General features: G+C 46.2%; 15 protein-coding genes and 1 riboswitch. Of the genes, 7 read left to right on the top strand and 8 right to left on the bottom strand.

The annotated features are described in order from the left end of the window. Positions 1–160: 160 nt before the first annotated feature. Positions 161–1,363, bottom strand: a complete 1,203-nt coding sequence (locus ACP2WE_RS19810; protein ID WP_425217268.1) for a TolB family protein — start codon at positions 1,361–1,363, stop codon at positions 161–163. 261 nt (positions 1,364–1,624) lie between these two features. Between ACP2WE_RS19810 and ACP2WE_RS19815 the strand changes: the two genes are divergently transcribed. Together ACP2WE_RS19815 and ACP2WE_RS19820 are read left to right on the top strand one after the other, a co-directional pair. Then, positions 1,625–2,509, top strand: coding sequence for a Uma2 family endonuclease (locus tag ACP2WE_RS19815; protein WP_425217269.1), 885 nt, complete (start codon positions 1,625–1,627; stop codon positions 2,507–2,509). Positions 2,510–2,800: 291 nt separating this feature from the next. Beyond that, a complete protein-coding gene (locus ACP2WE_RS19820) occupies positions 2,801–3,004 on the top strand; it encodes a hypothetical protein (protein WP_425217270.1) in 204 nt (67 codons plus the stop codon). On the opposite strand, the gene ACP2WE_RS19825 is transcribed toward ACP2WE_RS19820, so the two are convergent. Together ACP2WE_RS19825 and ACP2WE_RS19830 are read right to left on the bottom strand one after the other, a co-directional pair. Then, positions 2,976–3,461: a hypothetical protein gene (locus ACP2WE_RS19825; protein ID WP_425217271.1), complete on the bottom strand. Its 486-nt coding sequence runs from the start codon at positions 3,459–3,461 to the stop codon at positions 2,976–2,978. The two genes, ACP2WE_RS19820 and ACP2WE_RS19825, sit on opposite strands and share 29 nt — an antisense overlap. A gap of 43 nt (positions 3,462–3,504) precedes the next feature. Beyond that, positions 3,505–5,574 carry a ribonuclease catalytic domain-containing protein gene (locus ACP2WE_RS19830; protein ID WP_425217272.1) on the bottom strand — a complete coding sequence of 690 codons (2,070 nt, stop codon included), beginning with the start codon at positions 5,572–5,574 and terminating at the stop codon, positions 3,505–3,507. 324 nt (positions 5,575–5,898) lie between these two features. On the opposite strand from ACP2WE_RS19830, the gene ACP2WE_RS19835 reads away from it, so the two are divergent. Beyond that, complete coding sequence (locus ACP2WE_RS19835; RefSeq protein WP_425217273.1) at positions 5,899–7,461, top strand: tetratricopeptide repeat protein; 1,563 nt, start codon at positions 5,899–5,901, stop codon at positions 7,459–7,461. A gap of 141 nt (positions 7,462–7,602) precedes the next feature. Here ACP2WE_RS19835 and ACP2WE_RS19840 read toward each other — a convergent pair whose 3' ends face one another. From ACP2WE_RS19840 to ACP2WE_RS19855, 4 genes are all read right to left on the bottom strand, one after another. After that, positions 7,603–8,301 carry a HupE/UreJ family protein gene (locus tag ACP2WE_RS19840; protein WP_425217274.1) on the bottom strand — a complete coding sequence of 233 codons (699 nt, stop codon included), beginning with the start codon at positions 8,299–8,301 and terminating at the stop codon, positions 7,603–7,605. 23 nt (positions 8,302–8,324) lie between these two features. Next, a riboswitch (cobalamin riboswitch) is annotated at positions 8,325–8,470 on the bottom strand. 108 nt (positions 8,471–8,578) lie between these two features. Next, positions 8,579–9,526 carry a PhoH family protein gene (locus ACP2WE_RS19845; RefSeq protein WP_425217275.1) on the bottom strand — a complete coding sequence of 316 codons (948 nt, stop codon included), beginning with the start codon at positions 9,524–9,526 and terminating at the stop codon, positions 8,579–8,581. 10 nt (positions 9,527–9,536) lie between these two features. Beyond that, on the bottom strand, positions 9,537–10,637 hold the full coding sequence (locus ACP2WE_RS19850) for a peptidylprolyl isomerase (RefSeq protein WP_425217276.1): 1,101 nt from the start codon (positions 10,635–10,637) through the stop codon (positions 9,537–9,539). Between the two features lie 182 nt (positions 10,638–10,819). Next, positions 10,820–11,473 (bottom strand): hypothetical protein, encoded by a 654-nt coding sequence (locus tag ACP2WE_RS19855; RefSeq protein WP_425217277.1) that lies wholly within the window; start codon positions 11,471–11,473, stop codon positions 10,820–10,822. A gap of 314 nt (positions 11,474–11,787) precedes the next feature. Here ACP2WE_RS19855 and ACP2WE_RS19860 point away from each other — a divergent pair, with 314 nt between their 5' ends. The 3 genes from ACP2WE_RS19860 to glyA all read left to right on the top strand — a co-directional run bounded on the left by ACP2WE_RS19860 (position 11,788) and on the right by glyA (position 15,676). Then, the gene (locus tag ACP2WE_RS19860; RefSeq protein WP_425217278.1) at positions 11,788–12,726 is read left to right on the top strand and encodes a histone deacetylase family protein; all 939 of its coding nucleotides are present in this window, start codon (positions 11,788–11,790) and stop codon (positions 12,724–12,726) included. Between the two features lie 143 nt (positions 12,727–12,869). Then, the gene (locus ACP2WE_RS19865; protein WP_425217279.1) at positions 12,870–13,937 is read left to right on the top strand and encodes a glycosyltransferase; all 1,068 of its coding nucleotides are present in this window, start codon (positions 12,870–12,872) and stop codon (positions 13,935–13,937) included. A 443-nt stretch (positions 13,938–14,380) separates the two neighbouring features. After that, on the top strand, positions 14,381–15,676 hold the full coding sequence (glyA, locus tag ACP2WE_RS19870; RefSeq protein ID WP_425217280.1) for a serine hydroxymethyltransferase: 1,296 nt from the start codon (positions 14,381–14,383) through the stop codon (positions 15,674–15,676). Positions 15,677–15,776: 100 nt separating this feature from the next. Here glyA and ACP2WE_RS19875 read toward each other — a convergent pair whose 3' ends face one another. Then, entirely contained in the window at positions 15,777–16,586 is an 810-nt protein-coding gene (locus ACP2WE_RS19875) for a Uma2 family endonuclease (protein WP_425217281.1), read from the bottom strand. Between the two features lie 186 nt (positions 16,587–16,772). Between ACP2WE_RS19875 and ACP2WE_RS19880 the strand changes: the two genes are divergently transcribed. After that, positions 16,773–17,672 (top strand): methylated-DNA--[protein]-cysteine S-methyltransferase, encoded by a 900-nt coding sequence (locus tag ACP2WE_RS19880; protein WP_425217282.1) that lies wholly within the window; start codon positions 16,773–16,775, stop codon positions 17,670–17,672. Positions 17,673–17,678: the final 6 nt, after the last annotated feature.

Consider the following 17,678-nt stretch of genomic DNA (forward strand, 5'->3'; position numbering starts at 1 on the left):
CTGCTAGTTCTTGTTCTGTTTCTTTGATGACGATCGCTGTTTTCCCTGCCATCTTACTTCTGCCTTTATACTTTTTTCTCTAGTTTAGTCTATCTGTTATCCTACGCCTTTAAATTGGTATCACCTCTACATGTGGGACGACTATTGGAGGAGGCGTCATTTAACCCGCCAATTCCATTGTCGTCCGACACTTGAAACAAAGGCAATGTATTGTGCGTTTCCAATCAGGGCAAAGCCCTTTGTTGAAATCATCAAGCTCTGGATCGCTGCTGGCGATCGGAGAAGCAACTCTGGTGGTCGTTCCATTGTCAAGATCTCGTACAAATAATCCATCACTGGCAACGTTATCGACATTTGTACTGGTGGAATGGAAGGCAACATAGCGACCATCACCGCTAATGCTGGTGTTAAAACTATATCCGTTCGGGGCTTCTCCATTTTGATTGGTACTTACCCTGATCAATTGTCCAGTTTGACGATCTAAGCGAAATACATCAGAAAAAGTATTGGTGTCTTTGTTGTCGAGGCTACTGTCAATGCCAAGAGCAACATAGCGACCATCATAGCTAATTGAAGTAATGCTTCCATTGGTGATGATTTTCTTTCCAGTCTGTTTTACGGAGTATTCATAACTCGTCTTATTCTGTTTAGGATCGGTAATTGAAAGAACATTCCCAAACGCATCATAGGTCGTAGTCGTCACCTTACCCAAAGCATCCGTCACCATATTCCTGCGATTCTTCAGATCGTAGCCATAGCTCGTGCGTTGTCCCAAAGGATCGATCGCAGCCACAACATTCCCATAAGCATCATACTCAGTCTTGGTCGATTGATTGAGCAGATCGATCGCTTCGATTTGACGGTTGAGATTGTCATAGCTTGTATACACCTTCCCGCCAAGCGCATCGATTGTCAAGTATCTACGACCGAGTTGATCGTAATAATACTGAGTGCGATTGCCATTGGCATTGGTCTGGGCAGTCAGTTGATTGTTGTTATTGTATTCAAAGGTCTGGATGCCGTTGGGTTCGATAATTTTTACAAGTCTTCTACTAGCATCATATTGACGGATCGTGACGCTTCCATTCGCATCGGTCGTTGCGATTAAATTATTATTGGCATCATAGGTAGCAGTTTCTTGGCTGCCATCGGGATAAATCTTTGCGATTAAGCGATTGCGATTATCGTATTGATATTGAGTTTTGCGTCCAAGTGGGTCGATCTCGGCTGTTTTGTTGCCAGTTGCGTCGTATTCGTAGCGCATTTCGGGCGAGAGAAGTGACCCAGCTCCGTCGGGGTCTGGGTTAACTAGCTTCACTAATCTGTTGAGCGCGTCATATTCCAAGACTGTACGCCTATCCAACTCATCAATGGCTGCAACTTGATTGCCTACTAGATCGAATTCGTTCTTGGTTCTAGCGTTGTCGGCTAGAGTGGCGGGTGTATCGTCTGGATAAATGGTTTCGATTAAGCGATTGCGTGCGTCATAGCGATATTCTGTGCGTCTGCCGAGTTCGTCGATGCTGGCAGTTTGACATGGATAAATTTACCTTATGTTTACTTGCTCTGCTAAAAAAGCAAAAACTATGACAGAATAGGGCTAACGTAAAAATGTCAAAAAGCCATGTTTACTGTATCTTCGGAATACCGCCATTTACCAACTGCTGAGGAATTGCCAGATTCCGATGAAACCCCTGTGGATAACGAACTCCAAAACGACATTCCCAATATTCTGCTGAACTTGTTGAGAGACATTTGGGACGATCGCTTCGATTGGTTTTGGGGAGTAGACATGGCAGTTTATTACGAACCAAACCTTGAAAAGCCAGAGAACTCCAAAGCAGTTGTTCCCGATGGGTTTTTAGCCATAGGCGTTCCCAGACTTCGCGGCGAAAGTGGACGTTTGAGCTATTCGATTTGGGAAGAAAAAGTATTGCCGATTTTATTTTTTGAAGTAATTTCTAAGACTTATAACAGTGAATACGAGGAAAAGCTAGAACTGTATCAGAATTTAGGCATTCGCTATTACGTTATCTATAATCCCTTTAGCGGAAAAGGAACAGCCTATAAAGACCGTCCATCTTTGGAAGTGTATCAGTTGGTGAATGGCAAGTACGAACTGATGCCATCGATCGCGCTTTTGCCTGAAGGTGGCGAAATGGTGTGGCTGGAAGGTGTGGGGCTTGGTATTGGTTGCATTCGCAACGAACTATACGATTGGCGGCGGGAGTGGTTGTATTGGTACGATCGCAATGGGGTCAGATATCCGACTGCTAAAGAGCAGGCTGCGATCGCTGAGGAGATCGCCGAGCGTGCTAGTTTTGCTCAACGGAGGGCTGAGGAGATCGCTGAGCAGGAAAGACTTGCTAAGTTGGAGGCTGAGGCGATTGCTGAGCAAGCCAATCTAGAAAAACAACAAGCTGAACTAGCCCAGCAACTTGCCGAACAAAAAGCCCAACGACTTGCTGAAAGGCTTAGAGCACTTGGATTAGACCCAGACGAAATGTAATGCAGAGGTACGCATCCTGAATGCGATCGCTCGAACACATGAAATATTTCTTAAAAAAGATCGCTTGCAAGTATATGAATTATTGCTAAAAATAGGCGATCGCTGAGCAAGCCAATAACAAGCAGAAGAGATCGCTGAGCAAGAGCGTAAAATCGCTAAGCAAGAACGGCAAAAAAATGAAACATTGAGAGCTTATCTCAGATCTATCGGAGTTAACCCAGACGATCTCTGAGTTTGGCTGTGGGCGGCGGGACACATTCTGAAAGGAATCGCTTGCAAATTTGTGGATTTTTGCTAAAAACGTGGGATCGCTGTGTGTGCGAATCTAGCCAAACAACTAGCGGATCGGGGGCAACAGCGATCGGTCGCGGATATCTCAATTCTTTGATCGCGTTGGTGGATTTAGTTCTGTTGTCTATGCGATCGGTCTTTGCTTACTGTAATTTGAGTGTGTCTGTGTTTATTTTCACACAACTGGACTTGTCACTTGCTTAATTTCAGGGGTTAATTCACATTCATCATTAACAATCCCAACATACTGCACGTCAGTCCCCTCTCCACCAACAGCCTCACCAGTACAAAAATAAATCTGTAACTCAGGAGAAATATAATTAAATTCTACATAGTCATAAAAAATTTTTATCCCTCTATTAGTTAATTGTTGAATAACATCTTCAATCTCAGAGCCAATAAAGTTGATATCCTCAAAAAACAAACTTCCATTACAAAACAGAATTTCAGATAGTGAATTCTGTTCAAATTGAAATCGAATACTTGCCCCAGTTTCGAGGATATTATCTAAAAACCATCCGTTAATATGGTGTTCTTTAAGTACGCCATGAGCCTGCTTAAGATTGAGTTTTTGACATACATCCTGCCATGAATCATTAAATGTGATTTGGATTTCCCCTAGGGAAATCCCTGTTTTTGGAATTAGCTGCCAGATATTCACAAAATGACTTGATGATTTGAAGATTCAATCATACTTCAGAAACTTATGCCATGCTAAATGACTCAACCTGTTGCACCTCAAAGAACTGAATCAAATCTTTGCGCGGATCGACATCGCTGACTTTGACGTTAAAACTTTCACCGACATTTGTGGTGCGATTGATGCGCATGGGAAGCTTTAAGCCCAAATCTTCGAGAAGTACCAGTCCGAGTTTATCCTGTTCGCGCAACCAGTCCAAAAGGATTGCTCGCCAAGCGGTTTCACGATTGCGTCGCAAAAACTCTAAGCTCCAATAGCGCACGGTTTGACGTTCCAATTGATTGGCTTCATATACCGCAGGCTCAATCACAGATAGGGAATCCGATAGTGTCGCCTCTGTAAAGGGCAAAGGCGTATCATTCAGAAAAGCTTTGATTTGCCAATGGGTAAGAAGATCGGTGTAACGGCGGATTGGAGAGGTGGCTTGGGTATAGGCTTCCAGTCCCAGTCCAGCATGACGTGCAGCATAGATACCCATTTCACCCTTTGCCATGCAGCGACAGACAGCAAACTCGCGCACGGGACCAGATGGCAACTGCATCAAGATTTCTTCCGAGGGCAATTCTGGCGCTTCCTGATAGCGATAGGGAATCGGAATTCCATTCTTTTGGGCAAAATTAGCCGCAACTTCTCCAGCCAAGATCATCATCTCTGCCACCATTTGCCGTGAAAAGGGCTCATCCATCAACTCTAGGGTCATTTGCTCCGTATCGTTGGGATTGACCTTAATGATGGTTTCAGGCAGATCGATATTCACCGCACCTTGGTAGAGCCGCCAGTTGGTTCGGAGTTTGGCATAGTGGGCGATCGCATTGAGATCTTCCTCAATACTCATATCCAACATATCCATCACATCTTCATAGGTGAGGCGATAGTTGGGTTTAATCAGACTGGGATGAATCTCTGCGTAAATGACTTCGCCGCGATCGCTGAGGTCGACCCCAAACGACAGGGCATGACAAACCTGTGACTGAATCAAACTCATCGGTCCCGTTGCCAACTCGTGGGGAAACATGGGAATCATGCCCGTGGGCAAATAAACACTGGTTCCTCTTTTGCGGGCTTCGCGATCGAGTAGGCTCTGGGGTTCGATCCAGCGCGTAGGATCGGCAATATGGATCCATAGCCGCTTTTGACCATTGGGCAGAGTTTCAATACTCAAACCGTCATCAATCTCAGTCGTGCTCTCATCATCGATCGTGTAAACATGCAAATGCGTCAAATCGATCCGCTTCGCTAAAGAGCTATCTGGAATCGGATTTTCTAGGCATTGTTTGACAGCATTGAGAACTTCGGCTGAGAAGGTGGTGGGTACTTGGCTGCGCAACAGGGCAAGGTTTTCATGGCGGTTCCAAATCCCTAAGTCAACCAATAGCTGAAACGCTGATATTTCAGATTTCGTGCGCTTGACTGAAACCAAAATTTCTTGGGCAGCGGATTTATCTGAGGCTTCTTCACCGTAGAGGGCATATCGCTCTAGACTCTCTAAGCGATGCCGTTCCTGTTTTGTCCATTCTGGTTCCGTTGGCGCATCTTCGGGAAGATCGATCTGCTTGCCTGCGATCTTGTTTTGCATCTTGCAGATAAAGGCTTCGGCTTCGCGCTGGCGTTGCTGAGCTGCTTCGGCTTGGTGTTTTAACTCGGCAACTTGGGTGGCGGGTCGAGGCTCATAGCGATCGCCTTTTTGCTTAAAGTAAAGCTTGTCATTGCTCAAGAGCCAATAGGAAGCATAGGAGGTGGCGGCAGATATTTTTGAAAACAGGAGGTTGGCTAGATCGTCAGGGGTGACAGACTTGTTGTCATCGATCAAGATCTCCCAAGCTACTTCAAGACTAGAGGGATCTAAATATTGCTGAACCTGTTGAAAGAAAACTGGGATCTGTCGTGCCGTAAACATCTGCGGATCGGAGTCAGCCGTGCTTTTGATCACAAAGTCAATTTCGCGAGGATGCACTGTGTGGGTCGTGCCATTCTCGTCAATCACCTGTAGGTGCTTTTTGCCCTCAGGTCGATCTACAACTGCCAAGCGGCGATCGCCATGCAAACGAAATTCAACCAATGTGCCCTTTTCCAAAATCGCCCCTTGCCCTTTAGAAAGCTTTAAAAACGCTCTTTCTGAAACCTTACCCTTGCATTTTACTGGATAAATGCCAAGCCAAAGTTTTGTGTATGAAAGACATACTGAATTTTGCTGAAATTGAAAATTGCCTCTGTGCTAAATGTTAAGCCTCTAATTAAGTTTTCTGTATTTTTTCGCTAGAAATTGCCTTGATTTAAAGCGTTTGAGCCAAATTTGGTTGCAAAAATTAAGCTGAATGGATGAGAAAAAGTTTTCTGGGAATGGTTTACGATGGGTGTGTCGGTAATCCTAGCAAAAAGGACATCCAAAAAAAATTCTATGATCAAGCAAGCGATTACTAAGATTTCTACGGTTGGATTTATTTCACTGGTTAGTTATCTGCCCTTGTGTACCCCATCGCAAGCTGCCCCTCAATTTGCAGAGAAGATCGCGCAAACTGCCACACCCATTGAAACGAAACCCGAACAGAATCCCAATGCTGCGATCAAGCTGGTCGAGCAGGCAAATGTCCTAAGAGAGCAAAACAAACTGACTGAGGCAGTCGCACTTTACCGACAAGCAATTTCACTAAATCCTGGTTTTGTTCCTGCCCATTACGGTTTGGGCGTAACGCTGCGGCAACAAGGGGACATTGAAGGGGCGATCGCTTCCCATCGACGGGCGATCGAACTCGACAAAAACTATACACCTGCCTACTACGGTTTGGGCATTGCCCTATATAAACGAGGCGATATGGTGGGGGCGATTAATGCCTACAACGCATTCATTCGTCTCAGCAAACCAGATGCGAGTTTAGCCTCGACCTACTACAATCTCGGTCTGGCTGAAGAACAACGCAATAATCTTGATGGTGCTGTCGCTGCTTTCCAGAAAGCTGTAGGCTTAGACCCACAGTACGCACTCGCCCACAATGGTTTGGGCTCTGTTTTGCGCCGTCAAGGCGATCGCAAGGGGGCAATTACTGCATTTCGACAGGCGATTACGCTTGCACCCCAGTATGCAACGGCTCACTTTTCCCTAGGTATCGCCCTGTATGAAGACAAAGACTATGATGGCGCTATAGAGGCATATAAACGCGCGATCGCAATTAACAATCGCTTCCCCAATGTTTTTTATAACATTGGGATTGCCTACGATGCCAAAGGCGACACCGATCAAGCCATTCTTTCCTACAGGCGATCGATCGAGCAAGACAACAAAAATGCGGATGTGTATGCGGCGTTAGGCACTGCCTTGCTTAAAAAAGAAAAAGCACCTGAGGCAGTTGAGGTGTTTCGGCGCAGTATTGAGTTAAACCCTAAAGTTGCAGCCAACTATAACGGGTTGGGTTTAGCATTGCGCCGTCAAGGCGATCTAAGTGGGGCAATCGCTGCCTACGAGCAAGCCATCAATCTCAGCCCTAGATATGCGGCTGCCTACAACAATCTCGGTCGTGCCTTATCCGATCAAAATAAACCTGTGGATGCGATCGCCGCGTTTCGGAAAGCGATCGATGCCGAGCCTAGAAATAACGTTGCCTACAGTAATTTAGGTAATTTACTCCGCACCCAAGGAGATAGTGCTGGTGCTGTTGAGGCTTTTACCCGTGCGATCGTCTATGGCAAAGAAGAGTTATGGGTTGACTACGCGAGTCTTGGTTTAGCCCTTGCCGATCAAGGCAAAATGCGAGAATCTTTAGACGCTTACAACAAAGCGATTTCTCTGAACCCCAGTTACGCTAGGGCACATTTTGGTTTAGGGGCTTTATACACAATGCAAGGCGATATTAGTAGCGCCATTCGCTCTTATCAAGAGGCACTGAGGCTCTACGAGGCTGACAATAATACAGAGTGGGTAAAGCGTACCCGCCAAGCATTACAGGCTTTGCAGGGCATCACCTAAAGCAATAGATTCATCTCAAACTAAGAAAGACAGTTGTAGAGACAATTCATGAATTGTTACTACAACTGTCCTTCCAGACTCTCCGCCATTTTCAATGGTTGCTGGAGATCTAACCGCCTAAAAAGCAGTTAGATGAATTGATTAGATTTTGGAAATTGGAAATAGAACGGCAATAACTTGGGAAGCGAAGAAAGCTAGACCAATACCAGAAATCACTAGACCGGCAGAACGCAACTGTATGGGGGATTGCTGTTCGGCTTTTTGCTTGAGGATGGTTGCCTTACCAATCCAAAATGCAAGGAGTGACACCACCAGTTGCACAATTGTAAATCCAATCAGATAAGCAATTAGAGGAGTAGTTTCTGCGCCAAAAATGGATTCGCCATACGCATAACCATGAAATATGCCAGCAAGCGCTGAAAGCCCTGCAACGACAAAAGTATTAAATCTATCCTTCTCAATCAACAAAATACCGAATAGCAAGATCGATCCAGAAACAAATAGCTCAACTCCTGGAAGATTTATGCCTGCTAGATGTGCCCCAGTACCAAGCATCGCAGATAATACAAACGAAATCGGAATCATCAGTCCCTGTCGCTTAATAGCAGCAAGCAAGCCAACTGCCACAAGAAATGCAAAATGGTCGGGTCCAATCAAGGGGTGCGCTATACCAGATACAAAACCTTCAAAGAAGTTAGATGCCATTTTTCCATCCATGGCATGGTGAGCAAAAGCTGGTGTGGCTGACAACAACAAAACACCAAACAATGCAGCTAAACAGACTGCCTTATAGACAACCTTATTAAAAGGAAGAAACCGAGAATTTTTAAATTTATTCATTTTCTGTGCCTCGCAGATATTAGGAATGAGCAAGATCGTCGGCGGGCATCCTGACTCAGAGATTTTTGCGATCTCATTACAGTTGCGGGACAGTGTTGGACTTACACCAAGCTTTCCCCGTTAACTCTGACGGTCAAATTCCGACAGAACCGATTTTATAGCCTAATAAAGATATCACGCTTGAAAGTGCCCAATCCTGCCTACGCAATTCTTATTATGGCAACTGTGACAGCTTAATACTTTTCCCCAAAAACAAGGCTCGGAAGTAGTTTGCAAGCTAGTGTTCGGCTAGCTCGTAGGCAGCAACAATTTTTTGCACGAGTGGATGGCGCACAACATCAGACTTAGTAAAGTGACTAAAGGCAATACCCTCAACCCCTTCTAAGATCTTTTGCGCCATTTTGAGCCCAGATTTTTGATGATGGGGCAAGTCAATTTGGGTGACATCTCCTGTCACCACCATGCGAGAGTTAAATCCCAGACGCGTCAGCACCATCTTCATCTGGGAGATCGTGGTGTTTTGTGCTTCATCCACGATGATGAAGGCATTGTTTAACGTGCGACCTCGCATATAGGCGAGTGGAGCAACCTCAATCACACCACGCTCGATCAAGCTGGGGATTTTTTCTGGATCCATCAACTCGTACAAAGCGTCATAGAGAGGGCGCAAATAAGGATCTACTTTTTGTTGCAGATCGCCAGGTAAAAAGCCTAGCTTTTCGCCTGCCTCCACGGCAGGACGGGTTAAAATCAGACGCTCAAACTCCTGATTTTGCAATGCCTTGACGGCTGCCACCGCTGCCAGAAAGGTTTTGCCAGTCCCCGCAGGACCAATCCCAAAGATCAGATCGTGGTTTTCCATGTCCTGCACGTATTGCTGCTGCTTGAGCGTGCGTGGCTGAATCTGTCCACCTCGATGGTTCCTTGTAATCGCTGGTCGATCGCTCCATGATTCCGCCCGTTGTTCTTCCACAGCTTGTTTGGCTGCCAAAATATCGACCGAAGCGATCGCTCGATCTTGCGACCAGAGTTGCTTGAGGGCGCGAACAATTTGCAAACAGAGGGAAATCTGCGGTTCAGTACCCTCGATCAGTAAATCTTGTCCGCGCAGAACCAATTTTGTGCCTGTCTCAAGGGCAATTAATTTAAGGTTTTCTCCCCTAGTCCCTGCCAAACGTATGGCACTACTGGGACTAGGTAGACTGAAAGTTTGGGATTCACCCATGGGTTATAAATTACTTGCTGGTAACGAGGTTTTCTAACCCGCTAATAACGCGAGCAGAAAGAATTTTGTCTCCTAACTTTAGTTTACGCAAAACTTCTTCGCCTGTGGTGACATATCCAAAAGCCGTGTAGTTGCCGTCGATCAAATTTAAACCTGCAGGGGTCAGATCGGACTCAAACAAATACAGGAAAAACTGCGAGGAACCGCCATTAGGATCGGTACCAGGGTGAGCCATTGCCACGGTGCCATAGGCAGAAAACGGCAGTACGGGTAACGTGCCAACCATGCCGAGTTCATCAAAGGTATGTTCGTAGACTGGATCTTTTTTATTCACCACGCGAATTTCTAGGGGCACAGTGCGAACTTTACCTGTTGCGGAATCCACAAAGCCATCTGCCTCACCCGCAGGATCGCCAGCTTGCAAGAAGAAGTTGTCATCAGCCCGATTAAAGGTTAAACCGTTGTAAAAGCCCCGTTGAACCAAATCGACAAATTGACCTGCATTGACAGGGGCACTAAAGCCATCCAAGGTCATCGTGAAATTCCCTTTCTCTGTTTCCATTTCGACGATCGCTCGGCCCTTAAGCTGGGGCAATCCTGAATATTTTGCGGGAACTTCAAAGGGAAATGCCTGAACCATTTGGCTCTCAATCGTTCCCACATATTCCAGCGCTTTTTCGCTTAGGGGTTTGATGTTGTTTCTGTCTTTGGTGGCGATCGCTTCTTGCAGGGGAACAAGCACATTGCCAAGACTGGCAAGGCTTTCTTCCGCCGATTGTTTCGCGGCTGGGGTAACACTTGCCAAAATCTGGTCGCGTTTTTGCGACACGCTTAACAGAATACTATCTACATCTTTGCTTAGACCTTTCCAGCGTTTGAGATTGGCTTGGCGGGGCATACCCTCTAATTTAAGCTGAATCTCCCGCACGATCGAATTGTCAACGGGTAAGGCATTTCGTAGCAAAACGCTTGCATCTTTGATCGCACTTTTATTGGGTAAAGCCGCAAAACTAGGCTGAGGATAAACCACGCACCCAATTGCTATCAAAACTGTCACAGCGATCGCAATTGCGACCTGCGACCAATTTGCCAAGAATTTATTTCTAACCATGAGACCTAGATGAATGAACTAGCCATTTAAAATGCTAGGACATTTGGGAACTAGAGAAAAAAATAAAATGATTCGTTATAGCAATCCTCAATGAGTTGTAATAATTTGTTGCGCAGGCATCTTGCCTGCAAGGGCTAGAAGCCCGTACTACGTTCGCAAACACAAGGATCGCTTTAGAAAAATTAACTAGGACGAATAAACCAGAGGCTTCTTTTGCCATCATGGCTAATGGAGTCAACGATGAGGTCTTTGACTTTGAGGGGCAACCGCGCTTCTTTTCTCGCACGGCGAAGCGTATTGACCGAACATTCTAAAATTTTAGCAACCTCTGTGGTGCTCCAAAGTCGGGTAAACACATCATCGGGCAGATTAGACATGCTTTTGGCAAGTTCTGCCCAAGACTGCACGTAAATTTCTGTGGCATCTTCATGTTCGATGGTTGCTTCTGGCTCACTTTCTTCTGGCTGCACGGGGTCAAGATCTAACGTGCCGTAGATATCTGTATCGACATAAAGCTGCAAGTTGAGGATATCTTCCCAACTTTTTAAAAAATCTGAACTCGCAGGATCGTCTATGTCTTCTTGATTAACCAGTAAATGATAGTTTGGTGGACTAGGTAGGCTAGGTGGGCTTGGTGGGAAATTTACAGAAAGATCTACGCCACCCTTTGGCTCAGTCTTTAATTGCAGAATGAGATCTGAAAGCGCTTTCAGCACGCTATCTTTGCGTCCATTTTCATAAAGAGCGTTAAGCTCATTTACCATCGGAACCAACTCTTCTGGCACTGAAAGCATGGCACTGTCTAGGCGATCGCTGGGCTGGTGAGTATCTACCACAGGGCTTGTTATTGGACACTTTTAAGAAAGATTACTGTTGACAAGCAGGCAAGAAATTACAAAACAACAATAAAGTAAATATAGCAATCCTATTTAATTTGTATGTAGGGGCACATGAATCACCCCTACGATTCTAAGCAGAGAAAAATTGCTCATGAATCATGCTTGATTGCGATTGGTAATGCCTAACGGATAATTCTTAAAGTATAGCGTTAGGTTTAACGTTAAATTTAATCGCGATCGCGTTAGACTGCATTCCTCTCGTTTTACTCTGGCTCGTTGGCTCAGATATTCATCTAGAATACCCACCCTCTATGTCTTTATCAACATTCCCGATAATCTACTCAGATCGGTTTTTAGAGCATCAAACTGGGGTTTATCATCCTGAAAATTCGGGTCGATTAACCGCAATCATCGAGGCTTTAAAAACTTCTGATTTGGCAAATCGTCTGACGTGGAAACAGCCTACGCCGATCCAACAAAGAGATCGCCTGCGGCAAGAGATAGAGCGCTTTCATACGCCCGCATATATCGATGCTGTGCAGGCAATATCGGAACGGGGTGGCGGTCATATTGATGGGGATACGATCGCGTCGAGCCGCACCTATGAAGTGGCATTATTGGCAGTGAGCGCATGGTTAGATGGGGTCGATCTTGTCTTAGCCTCAGACGAACCCGTTTTTGTCGTTGCCCGTCCACCTGGACATCATGCTCGCGCTCACACGGGAATGGGGTTTTGTATTTTCTCGAATGCGGCGATCGCGGCACTGTATGCGCTCGATTTACCAAATATTCAACGAGTGGCGATTTTAGATTGGGACGTGCATCATGGCAATGGTACGCAAGAAGCGGTTTGGGATCGTCCAAATCTTGCCTATGTTTCTACCCATCAAGCCCCCTTTTATCCCTATACAGGCGATCTAGAGGAGACAGGAGCCCATGGCAATGTCTTGAATTTACCGATGAGAGCAAATTGCTCGCTTCAAGAATATTTGGTCGTATTTGAACAACGTGTCATCCCTTTTTTGCAAGACTTCAAACCAGATTTACTGATTGTCAGTGCAGGGTTTGATGCGAATTCTAACGACCCTTTGGCGAGTATGTCCCTCAAGCCTAAAGACTATGGTGTCCTCACAAAGCTCTGTTTGCAGCTAACCCACAAAATAGTATTTGGCTTAGAAGGTGGCTATGAATATTCTAGTTTGTCTGAGTCAGTATTAGCCGTTGTGGGGGCTTGTTTGGCTAGCGATTAGCTTCTATAGGAATCTCTGGTTTAGATTTTAGATCGGACTTTAACAGGCAAAGGTCTAGGGCGGAAGAGCCTCGCCCCTCCCAATGACCAAATCCACATATTGCCCTTCTTCTCTCAATTATTTTTTACGGTTCGTTGAATTCTATGAAGCTTCTATTTATCTCAACTCCTGTCGGTGCATTTGGTTCTGGTGTTGGCGGGGGCGTTGAGCTGACCGTTGAGAATGTGGCGAAGGAACTGATGTTGCGATCGCACACGGTTCATCTTGCAGCTTGTGTGGGTTCTCAATCTCAGACGATTCCACTGATTACGATTCCTGGGGAAGTGCATAGCTTTGCCCAAAATCAAACGAGAACCGATCCCGTGAGCTTCCCAAACAATTCGGTTCTAGCGAATCTGTGGACTTATGCCCGTGAAATGCAAGATAGTTATGACTTAATCGTCAATTTTGCCTACGATTGGTTGCCATTCTATCTCACGCCGTTTTTTGAAACCCCGATCGCGCATTTTGTCAGTATGGGTTCGTTGTTAGATTCGATCGATCGCGCGATCGCTCAAGTCGTACAACAATATCCCGATCGCATTGGCGTCTACACCCAAACCCAAGCCGATACCTTCGATCGCCCCTTCCCTATGGGCAGTCAGTTTCGTCTCTTGGGTAGTGGCATCGATCTCGATCTGTATGAGTTCCAGCCGACTTCAGAAGCTCGCTTGGCTTGGGTCGCCAGAATTTCGCCTGAAAAAGGTTTGGAAGATGCGGCAGCGGTGTCTGAGGCAACAGGTTTAGAGATCGATGTCTTGGGTAAAATGCAAGATCGAGAATATTGGGAACAGGTAAAGCAAGATTTTCCTAAAGCGAAATTGAATTATCTGGGCTTCCATCCTACAGAAAAGCTACAGGAAATCATGGGAGTGTGCCAAGCGCTGTTAATGACACCTAAATGGGTTGAGGCTTTTGGAAATGTCGCGATCGAGGCACTCGCCTGTGGCGTTCCCATTGTCAGCTATGCCAGAGGTGGTCCCGTTGAAATTATCAAACATGGCAAGACAGGTTATCTAGTGGAGCCCGATAATGTCCCAGCTCTGTGTGATGCTATCACAGCCGTGTCTCGGATCAATCGGATTGTCTGCCGCCGCGAAGCCGAGGCGGAATATTCTCTGACAGCTTTAGGCGATCGCTTTGAGCAATGGTTTATCGATATTCTTACTTGAGTTCTGGTCTATTTGGGACAATTCATGAATTGTCCCTACGATTCTAGGCAGAAAAAACTGTTTATGAAGCATGGCTGCAATACTTCAAAAAAAAAGATTAGAAACTTTTTGCGATCGATAATCTAATTTCAAATGAGAGCCGCCCACCCACTCCACTTGAGATTTAGCGCTCACGTTGATGCTGATACCATTTTCAAAAAATGATACGACGCATCATTTTTTGAAAATACCGCGCTCGGCGCGGAACCCCAAATTCGATCTGTTGCAAATTTAAAAGAAATTGGTATGACTTCATCAGCTAGAAGCGTAAAACATCACTGGAAAATAAGCTTGTGCCCCAACACCGATATCCCCTTGCCGTAACAAATTGCTCAATCTAGCGTGTTAGCATATCTCAGTATGACTTGCGTGCATGGATAGCACTACGTTTAGGAGATATTTGAGTGGCAGACATTTCATTTTTAGCGAATACCGACCCCGCGATCGCAGGCCTGATTAATCAAGAACTAGAGAGACAGCGCAGCAATATTGAATTAATCGCCAGCGAAAACTTTACCTCTCCTGCGGTAATGGCAGCACAAGGCTCGGTACTGACCAACAAGTATGCCGAAGGCTTGCCTAGTAAGCGGTACTACGGTGGCTGCGAAATTGTGGATGAGATTGAGGCGATCGCGATCGATCGCGCCAAACAACTCTTTGGAGCCGAACATGCCAACGTCCAACCCCACTCGGGTGCACAGGCTAACTTTGCCGTGTTTTTGACTCTTTTAGAGCCTGGCGATACTTTTATGGGCATGGACTTGTCCCACGGTGGACACTTAACCCACGGCTCACCTGTGAACGTCTCAGGCAAATGGTTTAAGGCAGTGCATTATGGCGTTAGCCCAGAAACCGAACAGCTAGATTACGACATGGTGCGCGAACTTGCCTTGAAACATAGACCCAAGTTATTGGTCTGCGGCTATTCTGCCTATCCTCGCGTGATTCAGTTTGATAAATTTAGAGCGATCGCTGATGAGATTGGGGCTTACCTATTTGCCGACATTGCCCATATTGCTGGGTTGGTCGCAACGGGACATCATCCCAACCCGATTTCTTACTGCGATGTGGTGACAACTACAACCCATAAAACCCTGCGCGGTCCCCGTGGTGGCTTGATTCTCACCCGTGATGCGGAACTAGGTAAAAAACTCGATAAGGCTGTGTTCCCCGGTACTCAGGGTGGGCCGTTAGAGCATGTGATTGCAGGTAAGGCAGTTGCCTTTGGTGAAGCCTTAAAGCCTGAATTTAAAGTCTATTCTGGCGCTGTGATTGCGAATGCTCAAGCGATGGCAACACAACTGCAAAAACGTGGATTTAAGTTAGTTTCTGATGGCACAGATAATCACTTGATGCTGATTGACCTCCGTTGCATTGGTATGACTGGCAAGGTTGCCGATCTGCTTGTCAGTGGGGTCAATATCACGGCAAATAAAAATACGGTTCCCTTCGATCCGACTTCACCGTTTGTCACCAGTGGCTTGAGAGTGGGTTCTCCCGCCATGACCACAAGGGGCTTGGGTACAGAGGAGTTTCGCGAGATTGCCGATATTATTGCCGATCGCTTGCTCAGTCCAGAAGACGAAGCCGTACAAGAAACCTGCAAACAAAGAGTGGCAGACCTCTGCGATCGCTTCCCACTCTATCCCGATCTCTATGCGGGACAAGCTCTAAAAGTTCCTGCTTTAACCAGTCGCTAAAGCCTAAACGGAAATCCTTAATACATTATAAAAATGCCTCTCTTTAATAAAGAGAGGCATTTTTTTGGTCATTCTTATCGATCGAATTTCAAGCCCAACTTCAAGTCAGCGTACTTGGATCGATACCCAACTCGCGTAACTTTGCTGCTAATACGTCAGCACGTTGGCGTTCTTGTTCGGCACGTTGATGTTCTTGTTCGGCACGTTGATGCTCTTGTTCGGCACGTTGATGTTCTTGTTCGGCACGTTGGCGTTCTTGTTCGGCTTGTTCTGCACTCCACAATAATAGGTCGCCAGCTCGATCCCACCAGCGCAGCCAAGTATTGGGTTGGCTTAGTCTTGCCCCAGACCAAATCCCTAAAAATAGTTCTAACTCAGGAATCCAGACGCGACCGCGATCGTCTGGTTTCTGCAAGGAATATTCGCCCATTTGCAGACAACGCACCTCTAAACTAGGTTCGTAGGGATCGAAGGTGACATAGGTAGGAACTTGCAGGATCTGCTCGTAAAAGTACAGCTTGCCATAGGGCGGACTCGATCGCACGGATAATTCGCTGCCATCGGTTTCGGAGAGGAACTCCATCACAATGGCGATCGGAGAACCCTCTAGGCTAGGTGTATAGCTGCGACGAATAATGCCCTCAGCAACAGGCTGCACTTGCGGCACATAAAACCAATCGGGTGCTTTGACCACGATCTTTTTATTGACTGTCGCAACCAGCGCGAAGTTGGAACCGATCAACATTTCTGGCTGGATCAGTCCTGCGGCTCCGAGCGCATCTGTAAGGGCAGCAGCAAGGGAGGGCTGTTGAATGTTTTCCACAGGATCGTCAGGTAATACAAAGTCTGCTGGTAAGGCTTCCCAAGTAATGGTTGGCGCTGTTTTGATGGGTGGGGCTTGCAGAACCATGATAAAGAAAACAAGTTGCTTGTTTTAGTAGGTTACTGAATATGCTTAGAGTGTAACAAACTCTAGCCCTTTCTGAGCTGTTTCGATCGCAGGAGAACCTGCTGATTGCGTCGAGCATCGCAAGAAATGGGTGGTATTGCAGGTTTGTTTTCGATAGAGTAGAGACCTATTCATCATTGCGCCGTTATGCAATTCATGCAGATAGAGAAGGATGACAATACCAAAGACTACGATCGCATTGCGAAAGCGATCGCTTTCATGCGAGAAAACCACCTCAGGCAACCCGATCTCGCCACGATCGCAGAGCATCTTCATCTGAGCGAATATCACTTTCAGCGATTGTTTGCTAGGTGGGCAGGCATTAGTCCTAAGCGTTTTTTGCAATATCTCACGGTGGAATATGCCAAATCTCGGATTGCTGAGACTAAGAATCTTCTAGACCTATCTGTGGATGTTGGTCTATCGAGTTCCAGTCGCCTACACGATCTGTTTGTGAATTTGGAAGCAATGTCTCCAGGGGAATTCAAATCGGGTGGTGCGGGTTTGCAGATTTGCTATGGCATTCACGACACTCTGTTTGGGAGGTGCGCGATCGCGACAACAGCACGCGGTATTTGTAACCTGCAATTTTTAGATGGTGTGGATTTAGATGTAGCTGCCCAGAATATCGTATCCCTACTACGGTTGGAATGGTCACGAGCCGAGATTCTCCACGATCCAAATGCTACGCAATTTACTTGCGATCGCATCTTTCGTCCCACGCTCTGCAAAAATGACACCACTGCGAACGAACCGTTAAAACTTTTCGTCAAGGGTACAAATTTCCAAATTCAAGTTTGGCGGGCTTTGCTCAATATTCCCTTTGGGGCGATCGCCACCTATCAGAGTTTAGCCGAAGCGATCGGTCGTCCAACCGCAGCAAGAGCGATCGGAAATGCCGTGGGAAGCAATCCAATCGCCTATCTAATTCCTTGCCATCGCGTGCTTCGTGCCTCGGGTGAGCTAGGTGGCTATCGTTGGGGATGCGATCGCAAAATTACGATCTTGGGATGGGAAGCCAGTCAATTATTCGCAAACACCGAATAACATTGG

This window comes from Tumidithrix helvetica PCC 7403 (assembly GCF_965232925.1).
In the GTDB taxonomy this organism is placed as follows: Bacteria; Cyanobacteriota; Cyanobacteriia; order Pseudanabaenales; family Pseudanabaenaceae; genus Tumidithrix; species Tumidithrix helvetica.